At 61.4% G+C, this 18626-nt stretch carries 15 protein-coding genes and 1 pseudogene; 8 read left to right on the top strand and 8 right to left on the bottom strand.

The features are described 5' to 3' along the window. Nucleotides 1-22: 22 nt before the first annotated feature. The 3 genes from focA to WE862_RS13325 all read right to left on the bottom strand — a co-directional run bounded on the left by focA (nucleotide 23) and on the right by WE862_RS13325 (nucleotide 4659). A complete protein-coding gene (gene focA, locus WE862_RS13335) occupies nucleotides 23-871 on the bottom strand; it encodes a formate transporter FocA (protein WP_041210327.1) in 849 nt (282 codons plus the stop codon). Nucleotides 872-1263: 392 nt separating this feature from the next. Then, nucleotides 1264-3024: a 30S ribosomal protein S12 methylthiotransferase accessory factor YcaO gene (ycaO, locus tag WE862_RS13330; protein ID WP_042032052.1), complete on the bottom strand. Its 1761-nt coding sequence runs from the start codon at nucleotides 3022-3024 to the stop codon at nucleotides 1264-1266. A gap of 201 nt (nucleotides 3025-3225) precedes the next feature. Beyond that, nucleotides 3226-4659 (bottom strand): glycoside hydrolase family 1 protein, encoded by a 1434-nt coding sequence (locus tag WE862_RS13325; RefSeq protein ID WP_021231363.1) that lies wholly within the window; start codon nucleotides 4657-4659, stop codon nucleotides 3226-3228. Nucleotides 4660-4815: 156 nt separating this feature from the next. Here WE862_RS13325 and WE862_RS13320 point away from each other — a divergent pair, with 156 nt between their 5' ends. Continuing rightward, nucleotides 4816-5697, top strand: coding sequence for a LysR family transcriptional regulator (locus WE862_RS13320; RefSeq protein ID WP_042032051.1), 882 nt, complete (start codon nucleotides 4816-4818; stop codon nucleotides 5695-5697). Between the two features lie 70 nt (nucleotides 5698-5767). Further along, the gene (locus WE862_RS13315; RefSeq protein WP_042032050.1) at nucleotides 5768-6883 is read left to right on the top strand and encodes a glycosyltransferase family 9 protein; all 1116 of its coding nucleotides are present in this window, start codon (nucleotides 5768-5770) and stop codon (nucleotides 6881-6883) included. A 97-nt stretch (nucleotides 6884-6980) separates the two neighbouring features. Here the strand turns inward: WE862_RS13315 and WE862_RS13310 are convergent, their stop codons facing one another. Both WE862_RS13310 and metE read right to left on the bottom strand, forming a co-directional pair. Then, complete coding sequence (locus tag WE862_RS13310; protein WP_042032111.1) at nucleotides 6981-7688, bottom strand: substrate-binding periplasmic protein; 708 nt, start codon at nucleotides 7686-7688, stop codon at nucleotides 6981-6983. Between the two features lie 218 nt (nucleotides 7689-7906). Continuing rightward, a pseudogene (gene metE, locus WE862_RS13305) lies at nucleotides 7907-10172 on the bottom strand (5-methyltetrahydropteroyltriglutamate--homocysteine S-methyltransferase). Between the two features lie 280 nt (nucleotides 10173-10452). Here metE and WE862_RS13300 point away from each other — a divergent pair. Next, nucleotides 10453-11361, top strand: a complete 909-nt coding sequence (locus WE862_RS13300; RefSeq protein ID WP_042032048.1) for a LysR substrate-binding domain-containing protein — start codon at nucleotides 10453-10455, stop codon at nucleotides 11359-11361. A gap of 5 nt (nucleotides 11362-11366) precedes the next feature. On the opposite strand, the gene WE862_RS13295 is transcribed toward WE862_RS13300, so the two are convergent. Beyond that, nucleotides 11367-12302: a LysR substrate-binding domain-containing protein gene (locus WE862_RS13295; protein ID WP_042032047.1), complete on the bottom strand. Its 936-nt coding sequence runs from the start codon at nucleotides 12300-12302 to the stop codon at nucleotides 11367-11369. Nucleotides 12303-12494: 192 nt separating this feature from the next. Between WE862_RS13295 and WE862_RS13290 the strand changes: the two genes are divergently transcribed. The 3 genes from WE862_RS13290 to WE862_RS13280 are packed head-to-tail and all read left to right on the top strand — an operon-like array spanning nucleotide 12495 to nucleotide 15414. After that, nucleotides 12495-13232 (top strand): isochorismatase family protein, encoded by a 738-nt coding sequence (locus WE862_RS13290; RefSeq protein WP_042032046.1) that lies wholly within the window; start codon nucleotides 12495-12497, stop codon nucleotides 13230-13232. 59 nt (nucleotides 13233-13291) lie between these two features. Then, a complete protein-coding gene (locus WE862_RS13285) occupies nucleotides 13292-14191 on the top strand; it encodes a pirin family protein (RefSeq protein WP_042032110.1) in 900 nt (299 codons plus the stop codon). Beyond that, a complete protein-coding gene (locus tag WE862_RS13280; protein WP_042032045.1) occupies nucleotides 14188-15414 on the top strand; it encodes a CynX/NimT family MFS transporter in 1227 nt (408 codons plus the stop codon). The genes WE862_RS13285 and WE862_RS13280 overlap by 4 nt, the downstream gene beginning before the upstream one ends. Before the next feature lie 28 nt (nucleotides 15415-15442). On the opposite strand, the gene WE862_RS13275 is transcribed toward WE862_RS13280, so the two are convergent. Further along, nucleotides 15443-16327, bottom strand: a complete 885-nt coding sequence (locus WE862_RS13275; RefSeq protein ID WP_042032044.1) for a LysR family transcriptional regulator — start codon at nucleotides 16325-16327, stop codon at nucleotides 15443-15445. Nucleotides 16328-16428: 101 nt separating this feature from the next. On the opposite strand from WE862_RS13275, the gene WE862_RS13270 reads away from it, so the two are divergent. Then, nucleotides 16429-17067 carry an NAD(P)-dependent oxidoreductase gene (locus WE862_RS13270; protein ID WP_042032043.1) on the top strand — a complete coding sequence of 213 codons (639 nt, stop codon included), beginning with the start codon at nucleotides 16429-16431 and terminating at the stop codon, nucleotides 17065-17067. 53 nt (nucleotides 17068-17120) lie between these two features. Here the strand turns inward: WE862_RS13270 and WE862_RS13265 are convergent, their stop codons facing one another. Continuing rightward, nucleotides 17121-17288, bottom strand: a complete 168-nt coding sequence (locus WE862_RS13265) for a hypothetical protein (protein WP_156128759.1) — start codon at nucleotides 17286-17288, stop codon at nucleotides 17121-17123. A 224-nt stretch (nucleotides 17289-17512) separates the two neighbouring features. Here WE862_RS13265 and WE862_RS13260 point away from each other — a divergent pair, with 224 nt between their 5' ends. Beyond that, nucleotides 17513-18556 carry an isopenicillin N synthase family dioxygenase gene (locus WE862_RS13260; RefSeq protein ID WP_042032042.1) on the top strand — a complete coding sequence of 348 codons (1044 nt, stop codon included), beginning with the start codon at nucleotides 17513-17515 and terminating at the stop codon, nucleotides 18554-18556. The last annotated feature ends 70 nt before the right edge of the window (nucleotides 18557-18626 follow it).

Genomic DNA, 18626 nt, shown 5'->3' with positions numbered 1-18626 from the left:
ATGTAGTATCCCGCAATCATCCTTAATGATGACGACGGAAGATAAACCAGTAAGTCAGACCAACCATCACGCCACCACCGATGATATTGCCGATGGTAACAGGGATGAGGTTGTGTAGGACGAAGTTGGATACGGTCAGGTCAGCAAAGGTTGCCGGATCCTGGCCGATGGCCTGCCAAAACTCCGGGCCAGCCACGCTATGGATAGCGATGCCAACCGGAATCATAAACATGTTTGCGATGCTGTGCTCGAAACCTGAGGCAACGAACATGGCAACCGGCAGCAGCATAACCACTACCTTGTCAGTCGCACTGCGGGCACCAAATGCCATCCATGCAGCCAGACATACCATCAGGTTACAGAGGATACCCAAGGCCACCGCTTCGAAGAAGGTGTGGTGAATTTTGTGCTGAGCCACTTTCAGGGCATTCAGACCCCACTGGCCGTCCGCTGCCGTGTACTCGGCAGAAACGATGATCAGCGCCACCATCAGCAGACCGCCAATCAGGTTGCCGAAGTAGACCAGCCCCCAGTTCTTGAGCAGTTGGGCCCAGCTGATCCGGTTGGCCGCTTTGGCTACCAGCGTCAGGGTGGTGGAGGTGAACAGCTCGGCACCGAGCAGCACACAGAGGATAAGTCCGAGAGAGAAGCAGAGACCGCCGACCAGCTTGGCCATACCCCAAGGCATGGAACCGGTTCCGGTAGTCACTGTGATGTAGAAGATAAATGCGATGGCGATGAAAGCGCCTGCGGTAATGGCCAGTGGAATGACCTTGTATGCCGGCTTGGTAGCCTTGGCGTAGGTGATGTCTTCAGCCAGTGCAGCGATGGCTTCGGGCTTGAGACAATCGAATGGGGATTCAGCTTTCAATTATGATCTACCTGAATGTTTTGCCTGTTGAAATCATAACAAAGGGCCAAATGGCCAAAATTGACATCGATCAAATTTATCAGTGTGCGATTGTAATTTTACTACAAATATTTGAGCCGCATGGCTACGCCAGTTTACACCAGGTTTCAGCTGAAACAGAAGTGTTGGATTTTTAATGTAATGATTTTAAAGAATTTATAGTTCGCCACATAAACCATGCATTGGCAAGATATCTTTGCAGTTCCCAAGCATGCCCCCTACTCTGCCTGCAACCCCCTTAGAGGTATTTTTTGTTTTTTATTTCATCTTTGAATAACAACGACATCGCTTATCTGCATCAAACAGAAGGGGCCAACCGGCCCCTCCTTTACTCGCACATTGTCAATGTATCTTTATGACCACTGATGGGCACGCTTGGCCTTTTGCAGCTTCTCGTAAGCCGCCAGCAGCTTCTGGTGCAGCGGGAATTGGGAAAGCGACAAGTCAGCCGCCTCCAGCCCGTGGAAACGCGCTTCGCCACTGGCGTTGGCCCAGGCCTGTGCCAGCGTATCCTCACCATACATACGGGTAAAGACGCCACGATACTGCTCGGGGTCGCGCTCCTCGTCGAGGAAAAGCTCGACGCAGGCGCGCAGGGCACGATAGTAGCTGGCACGCTCGGCCGGGAACACCGACTGGTTGAACTCCATGGTCCAATCGATGAGATCCAGCGCAGTCTCCAGCTCACCGGCAGCCAGCGCCAGCATGGCTTTCAGCTCGCCAACACGCAGGGTGTGCAGCGCGGTGCCCTTGGCGGCAGCGATGCCCAGCAGCTCACGCACGCGGGTACGCTCGTCGTGCCCCTCTTCGTCCAGTTGATCAAACAACGCCATATACTGCTCGGCATCCCAATCAAGTGATGGCAGCGCCAGGATGGTCTCGCGCAGATGGGCCCCCATGGTGTTGTTGGCCAGCAGCAGATCTTCGGCCGGATAGATGTCGGACATGCCGGGCACCAGGATGCGGCAGGCGTAGACGCCCAGGTGCTCGTAATCGGCGATATAGACCGGCTGCTCCAGCTCGTGGAAGATGCCGATCAGGTGGTCGAACTCCTCCTGCGAGGTGCCGCGGAAATCCCAATCAGCAAACTCGAAGTCGGCCTCTTCCTTGAACAGATCCCAACTGATAAGGCCGGAAGAGTCGATGAAGTGGGTCTCGAGGTTGTGGTGATCCGCCACCTGCTCGTTGTCGAATGATGGCGGCACAAACACGTCGAGATCCTTGAGACCACGGCCCTGCAGCAACTCGGTCACGGTACGTTCGAAGGCCACTTCAAAGCGCGGATGGGCGCCGAAGGAGGCAAAGCAGGTACCGTTGCTCGGGTTGAGCAGCACCACGCAGATGACCGGATAGCGGCCGCCCAGAGAGGCATCGAAGCTGTAAATCGGGAAACCTTCCGCTTCCAGTGCCGCGATAGAGGCGGCAATCCCCGGATAACGGGCAATCACGTCGTTCGGGATCAGCGGCAGGCTCAGCGCCTCGGCGATGATCCTGTTCTTCACGTGGCGCTCGAATACCTCGGAGAGCGCCTGAGTACGCGCTTCAGTCTTGGTGTTGCCGGCGCTCATGCCGTTGGAGACATAGAGGTTGCCGATGATGTTCATCGGGATGTAGACAGTCTCGTGATCGGACTGGCGCTCGAACGGCAGGGCGACGATGCCGCGCTCCTCGTTGCCAGATTGCAGATCCACCAGCATCTCGGCGGTCACTTCGCCATCCGGGTTGTAGAACTTGCGGGTGAAGCTGTCGAGCAGACCGGCTGGCAGTTGCTCCCCCTCGATGGGGAACCACTTCTCGTTCGGGTAGTGAACGAAATCGCCGTTGGCTACCTGCTCGCCAAGATAGAAGTCGGCGAAGAAGTAGTTGGTGGAGAGACGCTCGAAATACTCACCCAGAGCGGAGGCAAGTGCCGCCTTCTTGCTGGCACCCTTGCCATTGGTAAAGCAGAGTGAGCACTCCTTGTCCCGGATGTGCACCGACCAGACGTTCGGCACGGGGTTGAGCCAGGAGGCCTCTTCAATATCAAAGCCCAGAGCTTGCAGCTTGGTCTGGAAGCATTCGATGGAGTCTTCCAGCGCCGCGTCCTTGCCGGGAATAAAAGTGTGGTCAGTCATCACGATATCCTGATTTTTATTGGCTCATGTTTGGCCGCAGATAATAGCAGGGGTCGCCAGCTTTGGCAGGACAAAAATCAGCAAACGCCAAGCAATGCGCCCCACTTCCGGCCCCCTCTCCCCTCTCGGCCAAAGATGGCAACCAAAGCAAACGGGCCCGGGGATTGCCCGGGCCCGCTTGTTACGCGACGCGATAAACCGTCAGAGCTGCTTGCCCTGGCTGGCGATCACCTGGCTGTACCAGTGGAAACTCGCCTTCTTGATCCGGCGAAGGGAGCCCCCCTGCTCGTCACGCTCCACATAGACGAAGCCGTAACGCTTCTGGTAGCCGTTGAGCCAGCTCAGGATGTCGGTGAACGACCAGGCACAGTAGCCGAGCAATTCCACCCCGTCCTGCATCGCCTCCTGGCACGCCTTGACGTGGCTGCGCAGATAATCGATGCGGTACTCATCGTTCACCTTGTCGCCCGCCTCCAGCTTGTCGAACTCGCCAAGGCCGTTCTCGGTGATCATCAGCGGCAAACCGTAACGGGAAGAGAGGCGACGCAGCGCGATGCGCATCCCGGTCGGGTCGATGGCCCAATCCCAGTTGCTGGTCTCAAGGTGCGGATTGGGCGCCGTCTTGTAGAGGCCGGGAATGCCGCTCGATGGCGTGGTGCCCTTCTTGCCGGTGGTGTTGATGCGCTGCAGGGTCTGACCGCCCAAGGGGTTATCGGTGTAGGTCAGGGTGTAGTAGTAGTTGACGCCAATGTAGTCGGGCGTCCCTTCGCGCAGCAACTCCATATCGCCCGGCAGGATCTCGGGCGCCTCGCCATTTTCCCGCAAGTAAGCGAGCGCCGCCTGCGGATAACGGCCAAAGCAGTAGGCATCCAGCCACCAGAGGTTGTTGAACTCCTCGGCGTTCTCATAGGCCAGCATATCTTTCGGGTCGCACGACGCCGGATAGGCAGGGGAATAGGCAAAGCTCGGGCCAATCAAGCCGTTCGGCACATGCTGGCGAAACGCCTTGATGACCCGGGCATTGGCCAGAAACGCGATGTGGTTGGCGGCGAAGAAGCGCTTGCGATCCTGCACGGCGGGCGGATGGGTGCCGAGCTGATAGGCGTTGGTCAGGTTGTAGTTCTGCTCGTTAAGCGACACCCAGTACTTCACCTTGCCGGCAAAGCGCTGATAGAGGGTCACGCAGTAGCGCTCGAAATCCTCGATAATGCGTCGGTCTTCCCAACCGCCGTACTCATCCTGCAGCGCCTGCGGCAGATCCCAGTGGTAGAGGGTCAGCACCGGCTCGATCTGGTGGGCCAAGAGGGTGTCGATCAGCTTCTCGTAGAAGGCCAGACCTGCCTCGTTCACCTCCCCCCGACCTGTGGGGTAGATGCGCGGCCAGCTCACCGAGAAGCGGTAAGCCTTGAGCCCCATCTCGGCCATCAGTGCCACGTCCTCCTCCATGCGGTGGTAGTGATCCACCGCCACATCGCCGTTGCTCCCCTCAAAGGTCTTGCCCGGCAATTTGGTGAAGAGATCCCACACCGAGGGTCCCTTGCCATCGGCATTCCAACCCCCCTCCACCTGATAGGCGGCGGAGGCGGCGCCCCACAGAAAATCGCTCGGGAAGTCGTTGAACTTGTGGTGATGCATCTGGTGTTGCTCCTTCTGCGGCGGTGGTCCAGGCCACCTAGATTGCGCCGGCTGGCGGCACCCAATTGAATTGGCAATAGCATCGAACAGTTCTAGAATTCCGTCCAATGACAAATGTGACCATTCAATATTCCCGCAAGGAATGAAGGAGCTACTGTGGAGCTACGGGATCTGAAGGCCTTCGTCACCTTGGGCGAAGTGCTGCATTTCGGTCAGGCAGCGGTACGCCAGCATGTCACCCAGTCGGCACTGAGCAAGCAGATAAGGCGGCTGGAGGAGGAGCTGGGCGGCGAACTGTTCGAGCGCAACGCCAGCACCACCCGCCTCACTGTGCTGGGGCGAGCCCTTTATGAGGATGCCCGCACCCTGGTTATCCAAAGCGAGCAGCTCTCGCGCACCGCCCGCGATGTGCTGGCGGGCAACGTAGGCACCCTGCGTATCGGTTTTGGCGTCGCTACCAAGATCCTGGTGCCTGCGGTCATCGCCCGCTTTCGCGCCGAGCGACCGCAGGTGACCATTGAGCTCAACGATCTCTCCACCCACCACCAGTTGCTGGCGTTAAGCGAGGGCAAGCTGGATCTCGGTTTTTGCCGCCTGCCCGCCCCCAAGGGGTGGCACGCCATGTCGGTCGAACGAGCCCATTTTGTTGCCGTGCTGCCCGCCAGCTATAGGGAGGTGAGAGAGTTGGCCGATCTGGTGGACAAGCCGTTGGCTATCCTGCGCCGGGACAAGGCTCCGTCGTTTTACGATCACCTGATGAACTATCTGGCCCAGAGCGGATTGCGCTTTCAGGGGATCCAGTACGTCAATGACTTTGCAGCGGGCGTCGCCACCGCCGCCGCAGAGATCGCCTGGACCCTGGTGCCCTCCTCCACCACCATAGAGCACCCGGATGTGATCACCCTGCCTTTAACGGAGAGCGAGGCATGCTGGGCGATTGGCCTCATCCGTCCGCCAAATAGTCACTCGCCACTGGCTGACGCCTTCTGGCAGACGGTTACCGATCACATAACAGGGGAAAATCCCCTTCCTGATTAAAAAATTAATAATTTCTTAAGAATCCCTGTGTCTATTTAGGGGGCATTCTTCTCAGCCCGAGTACGCCCCCATGAAAAAAGTCAGAGACATACTGCGCCGCTTCGACGGTCAGCGTCGCCAATGGACATCCGGCATCGAGCGCTCGCTCCTCGCCTGGCTGGCCCGAGGCTCCCTGCTCCCACCCGGTGAAGCGCCCCCTCGCCGCATTCTTGTGGTACGCAGCAACAACCGGATTGGCAACAACCTCTTTTTGCTCCCCTTCCTGCAGCAAGTACAAAAGACCCACCCCGGCGCCGAGATCGAGCTGGTTTGCAGCAAGGGGCCACTGCTCCCCCTGTTTACTGCCCTCAACCTGCACCGCATTCATCTGATCAGATTGCAGGGGAAAGGGTTGATCAGCGCCCTGCCCGCCCTTTGGCAACTGCGCCAACAGCGTTACGACCGGGTCTATGTGCCGTTTGCCTCCAGCACCGACCACCTGCTGGCCGCCTGGGTGCGCGGCTGCGAAAAACGGGGATTTGACGATGCCAAGGGGGATGCGATCTTCGCCCGTCCGGAACCCATCGAAGAAGATCGCCACTACGCCTACCGCCCGCTGCGCCTGCTGGGTGTGGATGCAGGCCCCGAGCAGCAGATAGCGTTGGGGCTGCCCATGGCGACCCGCCATCCCCAGCTGGCGGAGCTGGCCAGAGCACACCCGGGGCAACCGCTTATCGGCTTTTTTACCGGCGCCCGCAAAGGCAAGGGGCTCTCCCCCATCCAATGGCAACGACTGCTGGCCCAATTGCGCCGGCAAGCTCCCGACGCTGTGATGCTCCAGTTCAACGACCCGGCAGCGCCACTGCCTCTGGTCGGCGATGCCACCCTCTCGCTCACCAGTCTGTGCGAATTTGCAGCCGTCACCGCCGGACTTTCCCTCTTTGTCAGCTGCGATACCGGGCCGCTGCATCTGGCCGCCGCCAGTGGTGTCCCTTGTCTTGGCCTCTTTACCCAGACAGATCCGCGCCACTACGGCTGCCTCGGAGCCCAGCATCACAATCTGGTGGTGACTGATCGCAACCAGATCACCCTCGACCGCCAGTGGCTAAACAGGGTGCTGGAGCGTGAGCGCCCATCACTGCCGTCCGCGCCACTGTTAATCAAACAATCCGCCCCCCAGCCACTCAATCTGCAGCAAGCGTGCTAATCCCGGTGCTTGTCGTGGATGCAGCGAAGAGGGAAGGCTTGCGCCTTCCCTCTTTCGTTTCTAGCCCCCAGGTTGCAACGACTTGTGTCATCAGGGTTCAACGATAGCGGGCTTCAATGCGCGCCAGTTCGCCACTTTGTCGCAACTGCTGCAAAGCCCTGTTGAACTCGGTGAGCCGGGTATTGAAGCGGGAGTGTTTGCCGATGCAGAGATTGAACGGAGTCGAGTCAAGCACGAGTGGAACTTCAACCACCTGATTGGCCAGCCCCAGCTTGTTGAGTTTGAAGCGTGCGACAAGTGGGTCTGTCACCATCAGATCCCCCCGACCCGCAGCCAGCATTTTGAAGACGTTATCAACATTGATGGTCTGATGAACGGTGAAGCTGGCCAGGTTCTCCTTGCCCCAGCCATTGCCCAGATAGTCGAGAAAGGTGAACGCCTTGAGATCCCCCAGACGCTTGGCTTGCAGGAACGCCTGCATATGGGAATGAGCACGCGGCGTAAATATCGTCAGGGTCGTCGTCGTGACCGGCTCTTCCACAACCAGGGTATAGCTGCGCCGCTCGCGGGTGGCAACGGTCACAAAACCATCGGCCTGCGCCAGACGCACCATCTTCTGCGCCCGTTGCCACGGATAGCCCTCATGGCGCACCCGCAGCCCCATCTGCGCTGCCACCCGATCCATCACATCGATCATCAGCCCGCGCATCTTACCCTGTTCGTCACGCCACGAATATGGGGCAAAGTCGTCAAAATAGACCAGCTTCAACTCGGCCGCTGGCGCCGCCCAGACACTCTGCCACATCAGCAATCCCCACAGGATTGCGATCCTCATACCAACCCCCATGGCCGCGACTCCATCCACTTCTGCCACCTCTGAGCCTAGTGCAAAGCGGGCTGTGGCAAGGATCAGGAGCAAGTGAAAAAGTGGCCAACGAAAAGAGAGAGGGGAAGCAGTGGCTTCCCCTCTCTCTTTTCGTTTTTCAGCACGCCACCTTATCGATGGCGGTCACGGCTTGCCGGTTACGCTAGCTCGGCCCGCAGCGCCCTGGTGGCATCGACCATCACCTTGAGAGCGGCCTCGGTCTCTTCCCAGCCGCGGGTCTTGAGGCCGCAATCCGGGTTGACCCAGAGCCGCTCGGCCGGGATCTGTTTGGCGGCCTTGCGCAGCAACCCCTCAATCCAGCTCTGGCTCGGCACGTTCGGCGAGTGGATGTCGTAAACGCCCGGGCCAATCTCGTTGGGGTAGTTGAAGCGTTCGAACGCTTCGAGCAGCTGCATCTGGCTGCGGCTGGTCTCTATGGTGATCACGTCCGCATCCAGCGCCGCCACCGCCTCGATGATGAGGTTGAAGTCGCTGTAGCACATGTGGGTGTGGATCTGGGTGCTGTCCGCCACCGGGCTGGCACTCAGACGGAAGGCCCGCACTGCCCAGTCGAGATAGGCCTGATGATCCTGCTTGCGCAGGGGCAAACCTTCGCGGATCGCCGGTTCGTCGATCTGGATGATCTTGATGCCAGCGGCTTCCAGATCTGCTACCTCGTCGCGAATGGCCAGCCCGATTTGCAGGGCAGACTGTTCGCGGCTCACGTCTTCCCGCGGGAAGTGACCAGCAGAGGATGGTCACGGGGCCAGTCAGCATCCCCTTGACCGGCTTGTCGGTCAGGCTTTGGGCAAACTTTGTCCACGCCAGGGTCATGGGGGTCGGGCGGTCGATGTCGCGGGTGATCACCGGCGGCTTGACGCAGCGGGAGCCATAGCTCTGTACCCAACCGAAGCGGGTGATGGCAAAGCCATCCAGCAGCTCACCGAAATACTCCACCATGTCGTTGCGCTCGGCCTCGCCATGTACCAGCACGTCCAGCCCGATGGCCTCCTGACGCGCGATGGCATCGCGGATCTCCGCCTTAATGCCCGCCTCGTAGGCGCGGTTATCGATACGACCGGCGCGCCAATCCTGCCGCAATACCCGGATCTGCGAGGTCTGCGGGAAGGAGCCGATGGTGGTGGTGGGCAGCAGCGGCAGCTTGAGCTCCGAGCGCTGCAGCTCGGCCCTGACCGGATAGGGGCTGTGGCGATCAAAATCGCTGTTGGTGAGGCTGGCGAGCCGTGACTGCACCGCCTTCTTGTGCACCCGGCTGTCAGACTCCCGATCGACGATGGGCTGGCTGTAGGCGGTGATCTTGTCGAGCTCGCCCCCATCCAGATACTCTCTGAGCAGCCCCAACTCGAAACATTTTTGCAGGGCGAAGGCGAACCAGCTGCGGGTCTGGGGATCCAGCTCCTGCTCCAGGGTCAAATCCACCGGGCTGTGCAGCAATGAGCAGGATGAGGCAACCCAGAGCCGCTCGCCGAGTCTGGCTTTCAGCGATTTCAGGGTCGGCGCCAGCTTGGCCAGATTGGCACGCCAGACGTTGCGGCCGTTGATCACTCCGGCGGAGATGACCCACTGGGCGGGCAGATGCGGCACCAGGGTCTCCAGCTGTTCGGGGGCGGCCACCAGATCCAGATGCAGGCCATCCACCTTGAGGCTGGTGATGATGTCGCGCTGATGGGCCACCGAGCCGAAATAGGTGGTGAGCAGCAGCTTGCAGGAACCGGCCAGACGTTCATAGGCATTGAGATAGGCCAGACGCCACTCGTCCGGCAAGTCCAGCGTCAGCGCCGGTTCGTCGATCTGCACCCACTCCACCCCTTGGGCGGCCAACTTGGCCAGGATCTCCTGATAGACGATCAGCAGGCGTTCGAGCAGTTCAAGGCGCGAGAAGCCGCTCTCTTTCTCCTTGCCAAGCCACAGGTAAGAGACGGGCCCCAGCAACACCGCCTTGACCGGCAGCCCCAGCGCCTTGGCCTCTTCGACCTCGTCAAACAGCTGGCTCCAGCCCAGCTTGAAGCGCTGATCACGGCTAAATTCCGGCACCAGATAGTGATAGTTGGTGTTGAACCATTTGGTCATCTCGGCGGCGGCCGCTGCCGGGCCGGTCGGCGCACGGCCGCGGGCGACCCGAAACAGGGTGTCGAGATCGGTCTCGCCATGACGGTGACGGGCAGGCACCGCATCCACCAGCAGGCTGGTACCGAGCACCTGATCGTACCAGGCAAAGTCGCCCACCGGCAGCAGATTGACCCCGGCGCCGTGCTGGGCCTGCCAGTGGCGCTCACGCAGCGTCTTGCCCACGGCAACGAGTTCGGCCTGAGTGGTCTCGCCACGCCAGTAGGATTCGAGGGCAAATTTCAGCTCGCGCTTGGCGCCGATACGGGGGAAGCCCAGGGTGTGTGCTCGTGTCATAGGTTCATTTCCTTATGCTCATTCATCTGATGGGAAACTGGATGATTTAGCCATCCAGATGTTTACACATCCAAAATGACAAGATAAGGTGACGCTGGCTATTGAATCCTCTTCAACTGGCTCTCAAATAATCCTCAACTGACCGCCGAACAGGTTCACCGCGAGGATACAGAGGCCCGTTCTTGCATGTATTAAGAAGCGCAACAGCAAGACGGCAGGAGGCCAAGCCACCCCCGACAGCCGCATCAGCGCCATACGCAATCTCACAAGGAGCCATCTTATGGCAGTGCCAAGCAATGCAGGGATAGAGATAAAACACTTGAAAACATTGACCGCGCTGGCCGAGCAGGGCTCGCTGGCCGGTGCGGCGCTGACCCTCAACCTCACCCAGTCCGCCCTGTCCCACCAGCTCAAAGAGCTGGAGACCCGTCTCAATCTGGAGCTTTACCTGCGCAAGAGCCGCCCGCTGGTGCTGACCGCAGCGGGCAGCCAGCTGCTCGCCCTCGCCCGTCAGGTGTTGCCCGCCCTGGCCCAGACCGAGAAGCAGCTGCAGGCCCTACAGAGCGGCGATGCGGGCAGGCTGCATCTGGCGCTCGATTGCCACAGCTGCATCCAGTGGCTGCTGCCGCTGTTGCCGGAATTTCGCCGCCAGTGGCCTGGGGTGGATCTGGAGGTGGAGTCGGTGCCGGGTTTTGATGCCATCAATGCCCTGCTCGGCGGTCAACTCGATCTGCTGCTCACCTCCGATGTGCAGGCCCGCGGCGATCTCCACTTCGAGCCGCTGTTCGCCTTCGATCTGACTCTGGTGATGGCGCCGGATCATCCCCTCTGCCACCAGAGTCGCATCGAGCCGAGCGATCTGGGGCCGGAGGTGCTGCTGGTCTATCCGGTGGAGCGCAGCCGCATGGATATCTTCAACCGCTTTTTGCAGCCCGCCGGGGTGGAGCCCGCCCGCAGCAAGCCGGTGGACAACACCTCTGTGATGCTGCAGATGGCCGCCGCCGGACTCGGCGTTGCCGCCCTGCCGCGCTGGGCCAGCGAGGAGTTTGTCAGACAGGGGATGCTCTGCGCCCGCCCTCTCGGCAGCGGTATTCGTCGCCATATGTATGGCGCGGTGCGGGCCGCCGATCGGGATCAAGCCTGCCTGCAGAGCCTGTTCGAGCGCATTCGCACCAAGATGGAGGGATAACCCCTTCAGCGGGGCTGGCCGACCTCTGCCAGCAGTGCAGGCAACTTTGCCTTGATAAAGTCGATGAGGGTTCTGACCGCCGGTGACAGGCCGCGCCGCGCTGGGTAGAGCATCACCAGCTTGCCATCTTTGGGACGCCACTCGGGCAACAGTTGTTGCAGCCGCCCATCCGCCAGCTCATTCACGCAGGCGTAAAGTGGCAAGCCCACCATTCCTAGCCCCGCCAGCGCCGCCTGCTTGAGGGTTTGCATATTGTCGCTGCGCAGCAGCACATTGACCGCCACCTCCTCACTCTCCCCACTATCGTGCCGCAGCCGCAACAGATCGGCCTGACGCTCCAGCGAGCTGAAGAGCAGGGCATCCTCTCCCTCCAGCTGGCGCGGATGCATCAATGCACCGTGGCGAGAGAGCCACGTCGGGGTCGCCAGCACGCCCCACTGCACCGTACAGAGCGGCACCTGCACCAGACTGGAGGGGGGCTGCTCGAAGGCCACCCCACGGATCACCACATCCAATCCCTCCTCCAGCAGATCCACCTGCCGGTTGCTGGCTTGCACGGCGAGCCTCACCTTGGGGTATTGCGCCATAAAAGCGGGCAGCAAGCGGGCAAGCAGCGCATCGGCGATGGTAATGGGCACGCTGATCCGCACCAGACCGCTCGGCTCCTGCTGCCGTTGCCGCACAGCCGCCTCTCCGGCCTGCGCCTCGGCCAGCATCGCCTGACAGTGGCGATAGAGCACCTCACCGGCATCGGTCAGGCTGAGCTGGCGTGAGGTACGCTGCAGCAGCCGGGTATCCAGCCGTTCCTCCAGCAGCCGGATCCGGCGCGAGATCCGCGACTTGGGTACGCCAAGCGCCCGCGCGGCGGCGGTGAATCCCTGCCGCTGTACCACATGGGTGAAGAGATAGAGATCATTCAAATCAAGTTCCAGTGGTGTCATCGGGCAGCCTTGGTCAGAGGGAGGTGCATTTACATCGTTCCATTGATGGAACGATAAGAACCTATTTCACCAGATTGTCGCCATTTTTGCAGCCATCATAATGGCCCTGTCCCCATCAGACGGTTGCTGCGCGGGCAATCCGCCCCACCAGCAATGGCCGTTTGACTGTTCCGATATCACAAGGAGTTCACCATGAAACTGCGACAAATCTGCTCTGCCACCCTGCTCGGTCTGGCGACCCTGACCGCCACGCTGGCCACCACAGCGACACCGGCCATGGCCGCCGAGGCTGCCAGCCATCCGACCGTATCACCCAACCGCTATCTGGAGATGCTCTCCCGAGACAATGCGGTACTGCTACTGGTCGACCATCAGGTCGGTTTGCTGAGCGGCGTGCGCGACACCACGGTGGGCGAGCTCAAGCACAACGTGGTGGCGCTGGCCAACGCCGCCCGCGCCCTCGGCGTGCCGGTGATCGTGACCGCTACCATGCCCGATGGCATGTGGGGCCCAACCATGCCCGAACTAACCAGTGCCCTGCCGGATGTGAAGGTGATCAACCGTACCGTCATCAACGCCTGGGACGATCCCGCCGTGCGCGCCGCCATTGAGAAGACCGGCCGCAAACAGCTGATCATCGCCGGGGTATCCCTCGAGATCTGCGCCAGCTTCCCGGCCCTCTCTGCCAAGGCTGCCGGCTATGATGCCCGGGTGGTGCTCGATGCCTCCGGCACCTTCAACGAGGCCAAGCGCACCACTGGGCTGCAACGCTTGCTGGGGGCCGGTATCCCGGTCACCGACTACGCCTCCGCCACGGTCGAGATGCTGCGCAGCAACGTCGATCCCAAGGCGCACGATGTCTACAGCGCCCTCGACATGCCTTTCGCCACCCTGGTGTGGCAGATGCAAGAGGGTGCCAAGAAGTCGTAACTCGCCCCGCCTTCGGTCAGATGACCGAAGGCTTTTTTTATCTTCTGGAGGATCCATTGATGACCAGACGCCTGATTCTCTCCGCCCCCGTCAAGGGCCAACCGCTGCGCATTGGCAGCGGCTTTGCAGCCCGCCATTTTGGCGAACATTTTTTCAACGGTCTGATAGACCCCGTGGTGATGGTGGATCACTTCCAGATGACCGCCCCCACCTTCGAGCCCCACCCCCATGCCGGGATCTCTGCCGTCACCTATCTGTTCGAGGATTCGACGAGCCCCCACGTCAACTACGACTCCCTCGGCAATCAGGGCCCCATCGAACCGGGAGCGCTGCATTGGCTGGCGGCCGGGCGCGGGGCCGTGCATACCGAGCAGCCGGAGGGGGCATCGCCCTATGTCCACGCCCTGCAGATCTTCGTCAACCTGCCTGCCCGTCAGAAGATGGCGTCGCCTTTTGCCGTCCACGCAGCCGCTGCCACCATCCCCGAATTTCATGGCGAAGGGGTGCGAGTACGGGTGGTCGCAGGCCACAGCAACGGGATAACGGCGCCACACTCGGGAGCACTGCCCCAACCCTTTACCCTGCTCGATGGCCATTGCGCGCCCGGTAGCCGATTCACCCATCTGCTGGCGGCAGGCTGGAATGCGATGATCTATCCCCTGACCGGGTCACTGACTTTGCAGTCTGAGGGAGAGCGGCACCTCATCCCGGCAGGTCACGGGATGGCAGTCAGCCTCTCTGCCGATGGAGGCGAGGCGGTGGCACTGCAACTTGAGGCCACCGAGCCCTGCCACTTCGTGGTGCTCTCAGGCCAGGCACTCAATGAACCCCTGGTCAAACATGGCCCCTTCGTGATGAACAGCCACGACGCCATTGCAGATCGGCTGCATGCCTATCAGCGCGGCGAATTTGGCCAGCTCAACGATGAGTGGCTGCACTACGGCCAATCTCAGCCATGAACACGCTCGCAGGCCACCAGCCACAAGGCACGCGCTGGCCTCTGATCTTCCTCGCCATTTTCGCCGGTGCCAGCGGCGCCCTTTGCCTCGGCAAAGTGCCCGCCGTGCTCGGCATATTGCGCAGCGAGCTGGGGCTGACACTGGTTGAAGCCAGCTATCTCGCCTCGGCTTTCAATACGCTGGCGATCCTCTTCAGCCTCTTTCTCGGCCTGTTGCTGACTCGCTGGAGTGGGCGGCAAACCGGGGTTGTCGGGCTGCTGGTTATCGTGGCAGGCGGGGCGTTGGCACTGCCTGCCACCGGGCTGGCCATGATGCTGCTGTCGCGCATTGTCGAGGGGATTGGCTTTTTGCTGGTCTCGGTGGCCATGCCCGCCTTTATCGTGGCGGTGACCCGGGAGGAGGATAAACGACTGGCCCTGAGTCTGTGGGCGGTCAACCTGCCCCTTGGTGCGGCGGCCGGCATGCTGCTCACCCCCTGGCTCACGGCGCAAGGTGGCTGGCGCCTGGCCTGGTTGCTCCTGATGACTCTGCAACTCTCGGCCCTGCTGCTTCTGCTGGCCAGTCGTTCGGCAGACAAGTTGCAGGTCGGGGCCCCCCAAAACTCGTTCAACTCGGGCCACCCGCTGCGCCAACTCACGGTGCTCCGGCAGAAGGCACTCTGGCGCAACGGGTTGGCGTTCATGCTCTACAGCCTGATGCTCTGGGCGCTCTTTGTCTGGCTGCCAACCATGTTGCAAGGCAGCCCCGGGATTGGCCAAAGCCAGATCGCCCAGCTTTCGGCGCTGGCGGTGGTCGCCAATATTCCCGGCAACCTGATGGGGGCATGGCTGCTGCGCAGGGGCGTGGCGCGAGATCGGCTCATCTGTTGGGCACTGGGCCTGATGGCGCTGTGTGGCATGCTCGCCTTCTGGCCCGGCCTGTCGCCATGGTGGTCCTATGGATTGTGCCTCGTCCTCTCCCTGGCGGGTGGCATGGCACCGCCGGCGATCCTCTCGTCTGCGCAGGGAGTGAGTCAGGGGCCGGTGCAACTGGCCATCGTGCAGGGATTTTTTGTCCAGCTCGCCAACCTAGGTCAGCTGCTTGGCCCCCTGTTGCTGGCGGCCCTGATGACGGACAACGGCCAATGGGGGAACGCTCGCTGGCTCTTTCTGGGCAGCTTGCTGCTGACAATCGGACTCTATCTGTGGCGCCGCCCGCCTGTTGGCGGGCAAGAGCCCAACTGACAGATAGGCCAAGCCGCATCGATATGTGTCAGGAGGCGCCTGCGAAGTAGCTGCGCAGCGCCTCCACCACCCGCCGCACCTTCTCCGGGATCTCCCGCTGCGGCGTGATGGCGTGGATCTCCATCGGCGCCACCCGAAAACCGGGCAACAGTTCGAGCAGACGCCCCTGCGCCAGATCCTCGCCAATCTCCCCCTCCGGTTGCAGCGAGATCCCCTGCCCTGCCAGCGCAAACTGGCGCAGGGGCAACACGTTGTTGCAGAGCACCTTGGCCTTGAACCTCACCCTGTGTTCGCCCCCCTTCTCGTCAAGCAGCAGCAAACCGTTGCCCAGCATGTCGCCACAGAGCCAATCGTGGGCGGCCAGATCGGCGGGCGTGCGCGGTGTCCCCTTGCGCGCCAGATAGGTGGGGGCGGCGCAGAGCAGCATCCGGGTTTGCCCCAGTTTGCGGGCCACCAGAGTCGAGTCGGGCAAGGTGCCGACCCGCAATGCCACGTCAATCCGCTCGGCAATCAGATCCCGCTTTTCGTCATCGGCAATTATCTGGATGGTGAGGCCGGGGTGGGCCTGCAACAGCGGGGACAATGCCAGCGCCAGCGGCTGGCCCGCCATCCCCACCGGGGCGGTGATCCGAACTTCACCGAGCAGGGCGTCGCGCACCTCGGAGAGGCGCAGTTCGGTCTCGCTCAGGGTCTGCTGCAACGCCCGACACCCTTGCCACACCACCTCTCCCGCCTCGGTCAGACTGAGGCGACGGGTGGAGCGATGGAGCAGGGGTAGCCCGAGCAGGCTCTCCAGCTGGCTGATATGCTGACTGACGGCAGAGGGGGTCATGCCGAGGGATTTGGCCGCCCCTGTCATGCTGCCCGCCTCCACCACGGCGGCGAAGATGGCGTAACGTCTGAGCTGTTCCATTATTAAATCCAGCTTATAAGTGAATACATTTTTGAGGTGATTATTAAATCATAAATGGCGGCGTAGGATAGCCCCATTCCAACAGTGAAGGAGAGTTCCCCATGAAGATTGCCCTGATCGGTGCCAGCGGTTTTGTCGGTTCAGCCATCCTGAACGAGGCCGTCAGCCGCGGCCATCACGTCACCGCCATCGTCCGCGATGTCAGCAAGGTGGCCGCCCATCCACAGGTCACCGCCGTGGCGGTGGATGCCCAAAACCCGCAGGCATTGGCCGAGGTGCTCAAGGGGCACGATCGGGTGATCAGCGCCTACAACCCGGGCTGGACCACACCGGATATCTACGACCAGTACCTCAAGGGCGCCGACGCGATTGTCGCAGCAGCCAAAGCAGCCAACAGCTGGTTGCTGGTAGTAGGTGGCGCCGGCAGTCTGGAGGTCGCCCCCGGCGTGCAACTGGTGGATACCCCGGAGTTTCCGGCCGAGTGGAAACAGGGGGCGCTGGCGGCCCGCGACGGTCTCACCGCCCTGCGTCGTGAAACCGCCCTCGACTGGCGCTTTGTCTCTCCCCCGGTGTTCCTGGAGCCGGGCGAGAAGCGCGGCGGCTATCGGATTGGTGGCGATCAGGTGCTCTTTAGCGGCGAACAGCCTGCCGGGATCACCGCCGGTGATCTGGCCGACGGCGTGCTGAACGAGGTGGAAAAACCCGCTCACCAGCGCCAGCGCTTTACCCTGGGTTACTGAGAGCCCACAGTCGGTTAAGGCCAGAATACGCGGTCACTCGCCCGTGCACCCGGTCAGGTGAACACCCGCTCAACCATAAGGGAGGCATCCGCCTCCCTGCTGTTTTGGCCATTTTCTGTTTTGGTCATTTTTACCGCGGTCAGCTTGCCTCTGGTTATCACTCTCCCTCCCATCATTTCCCATTCCGCCCTTAATGGCTGCGCAAAAAGCAGCCAGCCCATTACACACCGAATTCCATTTCGAATTTTGTATATAACTAAGAATAATTTGTTGTTTCCGTCTTATAACGCCGAACAGTAGCATCCCCTTCATTCCAGATGGCGCCACACCGCATCGCATACCGCCACACTGTCGCGCCATCCCGTTTGCCGCTCATCAAGCCTGCCCGCACCAGAGGCAGCAGAAGAGATGGCGCCAGAGATAACGAAAGAGTGAGGAGGTGCACATGGAACATTCACCACTGCCGATCATCGATCTGGCTGCCCTCAACGGGGCACCCGACCTGCATCGCCCTATGTTGGCCAGGCTGGCCGCGGCCGCCCGCGACGTCGGCTTTTTCTATCTGACAGGGCATGGCCTGAGTGACGCCGAGCAGCGAGAGACTCTGGTGCTGGCAGAGCGCTTCTTTGCCCTGCCGGAGCAGGAGAAGCTGGCGGTGCAGATGGTCAACAGCCCCCACTTTCGCGGCTACAACCGGGTCGGTGCCGAGCTGACTCGCCAGCGGCCGGATCTGCGGGAGCAGTTCGATATCATGAACGAGGCGCAAGCCCTGCCTGCGGCCCTGATCCGTGAACCCTGGCAGCGGCTGATCGGCCCCAACCAGTGGCCGGCCGCCTTGCCCGAGATGAAAGCCCATCTGCTGGCGTGGCAGGATCGGCTGAGCGATATCACCCTCACCCTGCTGTCCGCTTTTGCCGAGGTGCTGGAGCAACCGGCCAACGTGTTTGACGCCAGCATTCGCGGCGCCCCCTATCAGCACATGAAGCTCATTCACTACCCGGGGCAAGAGGCGGGCGGCAGCAGTCAGGGGGTGGGCGCCCACAAGGATCCCGGCTACCTGACGTTGGTGATGCAGGACAATCATTCGGGGCTTGAGGTCGAGACGGCCGACGGCTGGATCTCCGCGCCCCCCCTGCCGGGAGCGCTGGTGGTCAATATCGGCGAGCTGCTGGAGCTGGCCTCCAACGGCTATCTAAAGGCGACCCTGCATCGGGTGGTAAGCCCGCCGCCCGGCGTCTCGCGTCTCTCCTGCGCCTTCTTTATGGCGGCGCGGCTCGATGCCACCGTGCCGCTGCTCAGCCTCTCCCCCGCGCTGGCCGCGCAGGCACAAGGGCCGGAGAGTGACCCGACCAACCCGCTCTTCTATCAGGTGGGGGAGAACGTGCTCAAGGGGAGGCTGCGCTCCCATCCGGATGTGGCGGCGCGTCACTATGGGCCGGTAGAACCCGCTCGCCTCCCGCGCACAGAGAGCGAAGCGATACCGGCCTAAGCAGCGCAAAGATCCACAGGTGGGTATATGCATAAGCCACAAGCAGCATGCACATACCCGCGCTGACAAA

The sequence above is a fragment of the Aeromonas jandaei genome (assembly GCF_037890695.1).
Classification (GTDB): Bacteria; Pseudomonadota; Gammaproteobacteria; order Enterobacterales; family Aeromonadaceae; genus Aeromonas; species Aeromonas jandaei.
This window is presented reverse-complemented; position numbering and strand designations above follow the sequence as displayed.

Coding starts and splice junctions, on each gene's coding strand:
- WE862_RS13285 (WP_042032110.1), top strand. CDS start 13,292: ATGACCAGACGCCTGATTCTCTCCGCCCCCGTCAAGGGCCAACCGCTG.
- WE862_RS13260 (WP_042032042.1), top strand. CDS start 17,513: ATGGAACATTCACCACTGCCGATCATCGATCTGGCTGCCCTCAACGGG.
- WE862_RS13280 (WP_042032045.1), top strand. CDS start 14,188: ATGAACACGCTCGCAGGCCACCAGCCACAAGGCACGCGCTGGCCTCTG.
- WE862_RS13275 (WP_042032044.1), bottom strand. CDS start 16,327: ATGGAACAGCTCAGACGTTACGCCATCTTCGCCGCCGTGGTGGAGGCG.
- WE862_RS13325 (WP_021231363.1), bottom strand. CDS start 4,659: ATGCATCACCACAAGTTCAACGACTTCCCGAGCGATTTTCTGTGGGGC.
- WE862_RS13315 (WP_042032050.1), top strand. CDS start 5,768: ATGAAAAAAGTCAGAGACATACTGCGCCGCTTCGACGGTCAGCGTCGC.
- WE862_RS13265 (WP_156128759.1), bottom strand. CDS start 17,288: ATGGGCTGGCTGCTTTTTGCGCAGCCATTAAGGGCGGAATGGGAAATG.
- WE862_RS13295 (WP_042032047.1), bottom strand. CDS start 12,302: ATGACACCACTGGAACTTGATTTGAATGATCTCTATCTCTTCACCCAT.
- WE862_RS13270 (WP_042032043.1), top strand. CDS start 16,429: ATGAAGATTGCCCTGATCGGTGCCAGCGGTTTTGTCGGTTCAGCCATC.
- WE862_RS13290 (WP_042032046.1), top strand. CDS start 12,495: ATGAAACTGCGACAAATCTGCTCTGCCACCCTGCTCGGTCTGGCGACC.
- ycaO (WP_042032052.1), bottom strand. CDS start 3,024: ATGACTGACCACACTTTTATTCCCGGCAAGGACGCGGCGCTGGAAGAC.
- WE862_RS13300 (WP_042032048.1), top strand. CDS start 10,453: ATGGCAGTGCCAAGCAATGCAGGGATAGAGATAAAACACTTGAAAACA.
- WE862_RS13310 (WP_042032111.1), bottom strand. CDS start 7,688: ATGTGGCAGAGTGTCTGGGCGGCGCCAGCGGCCGAGTTGAAGCTGGTC.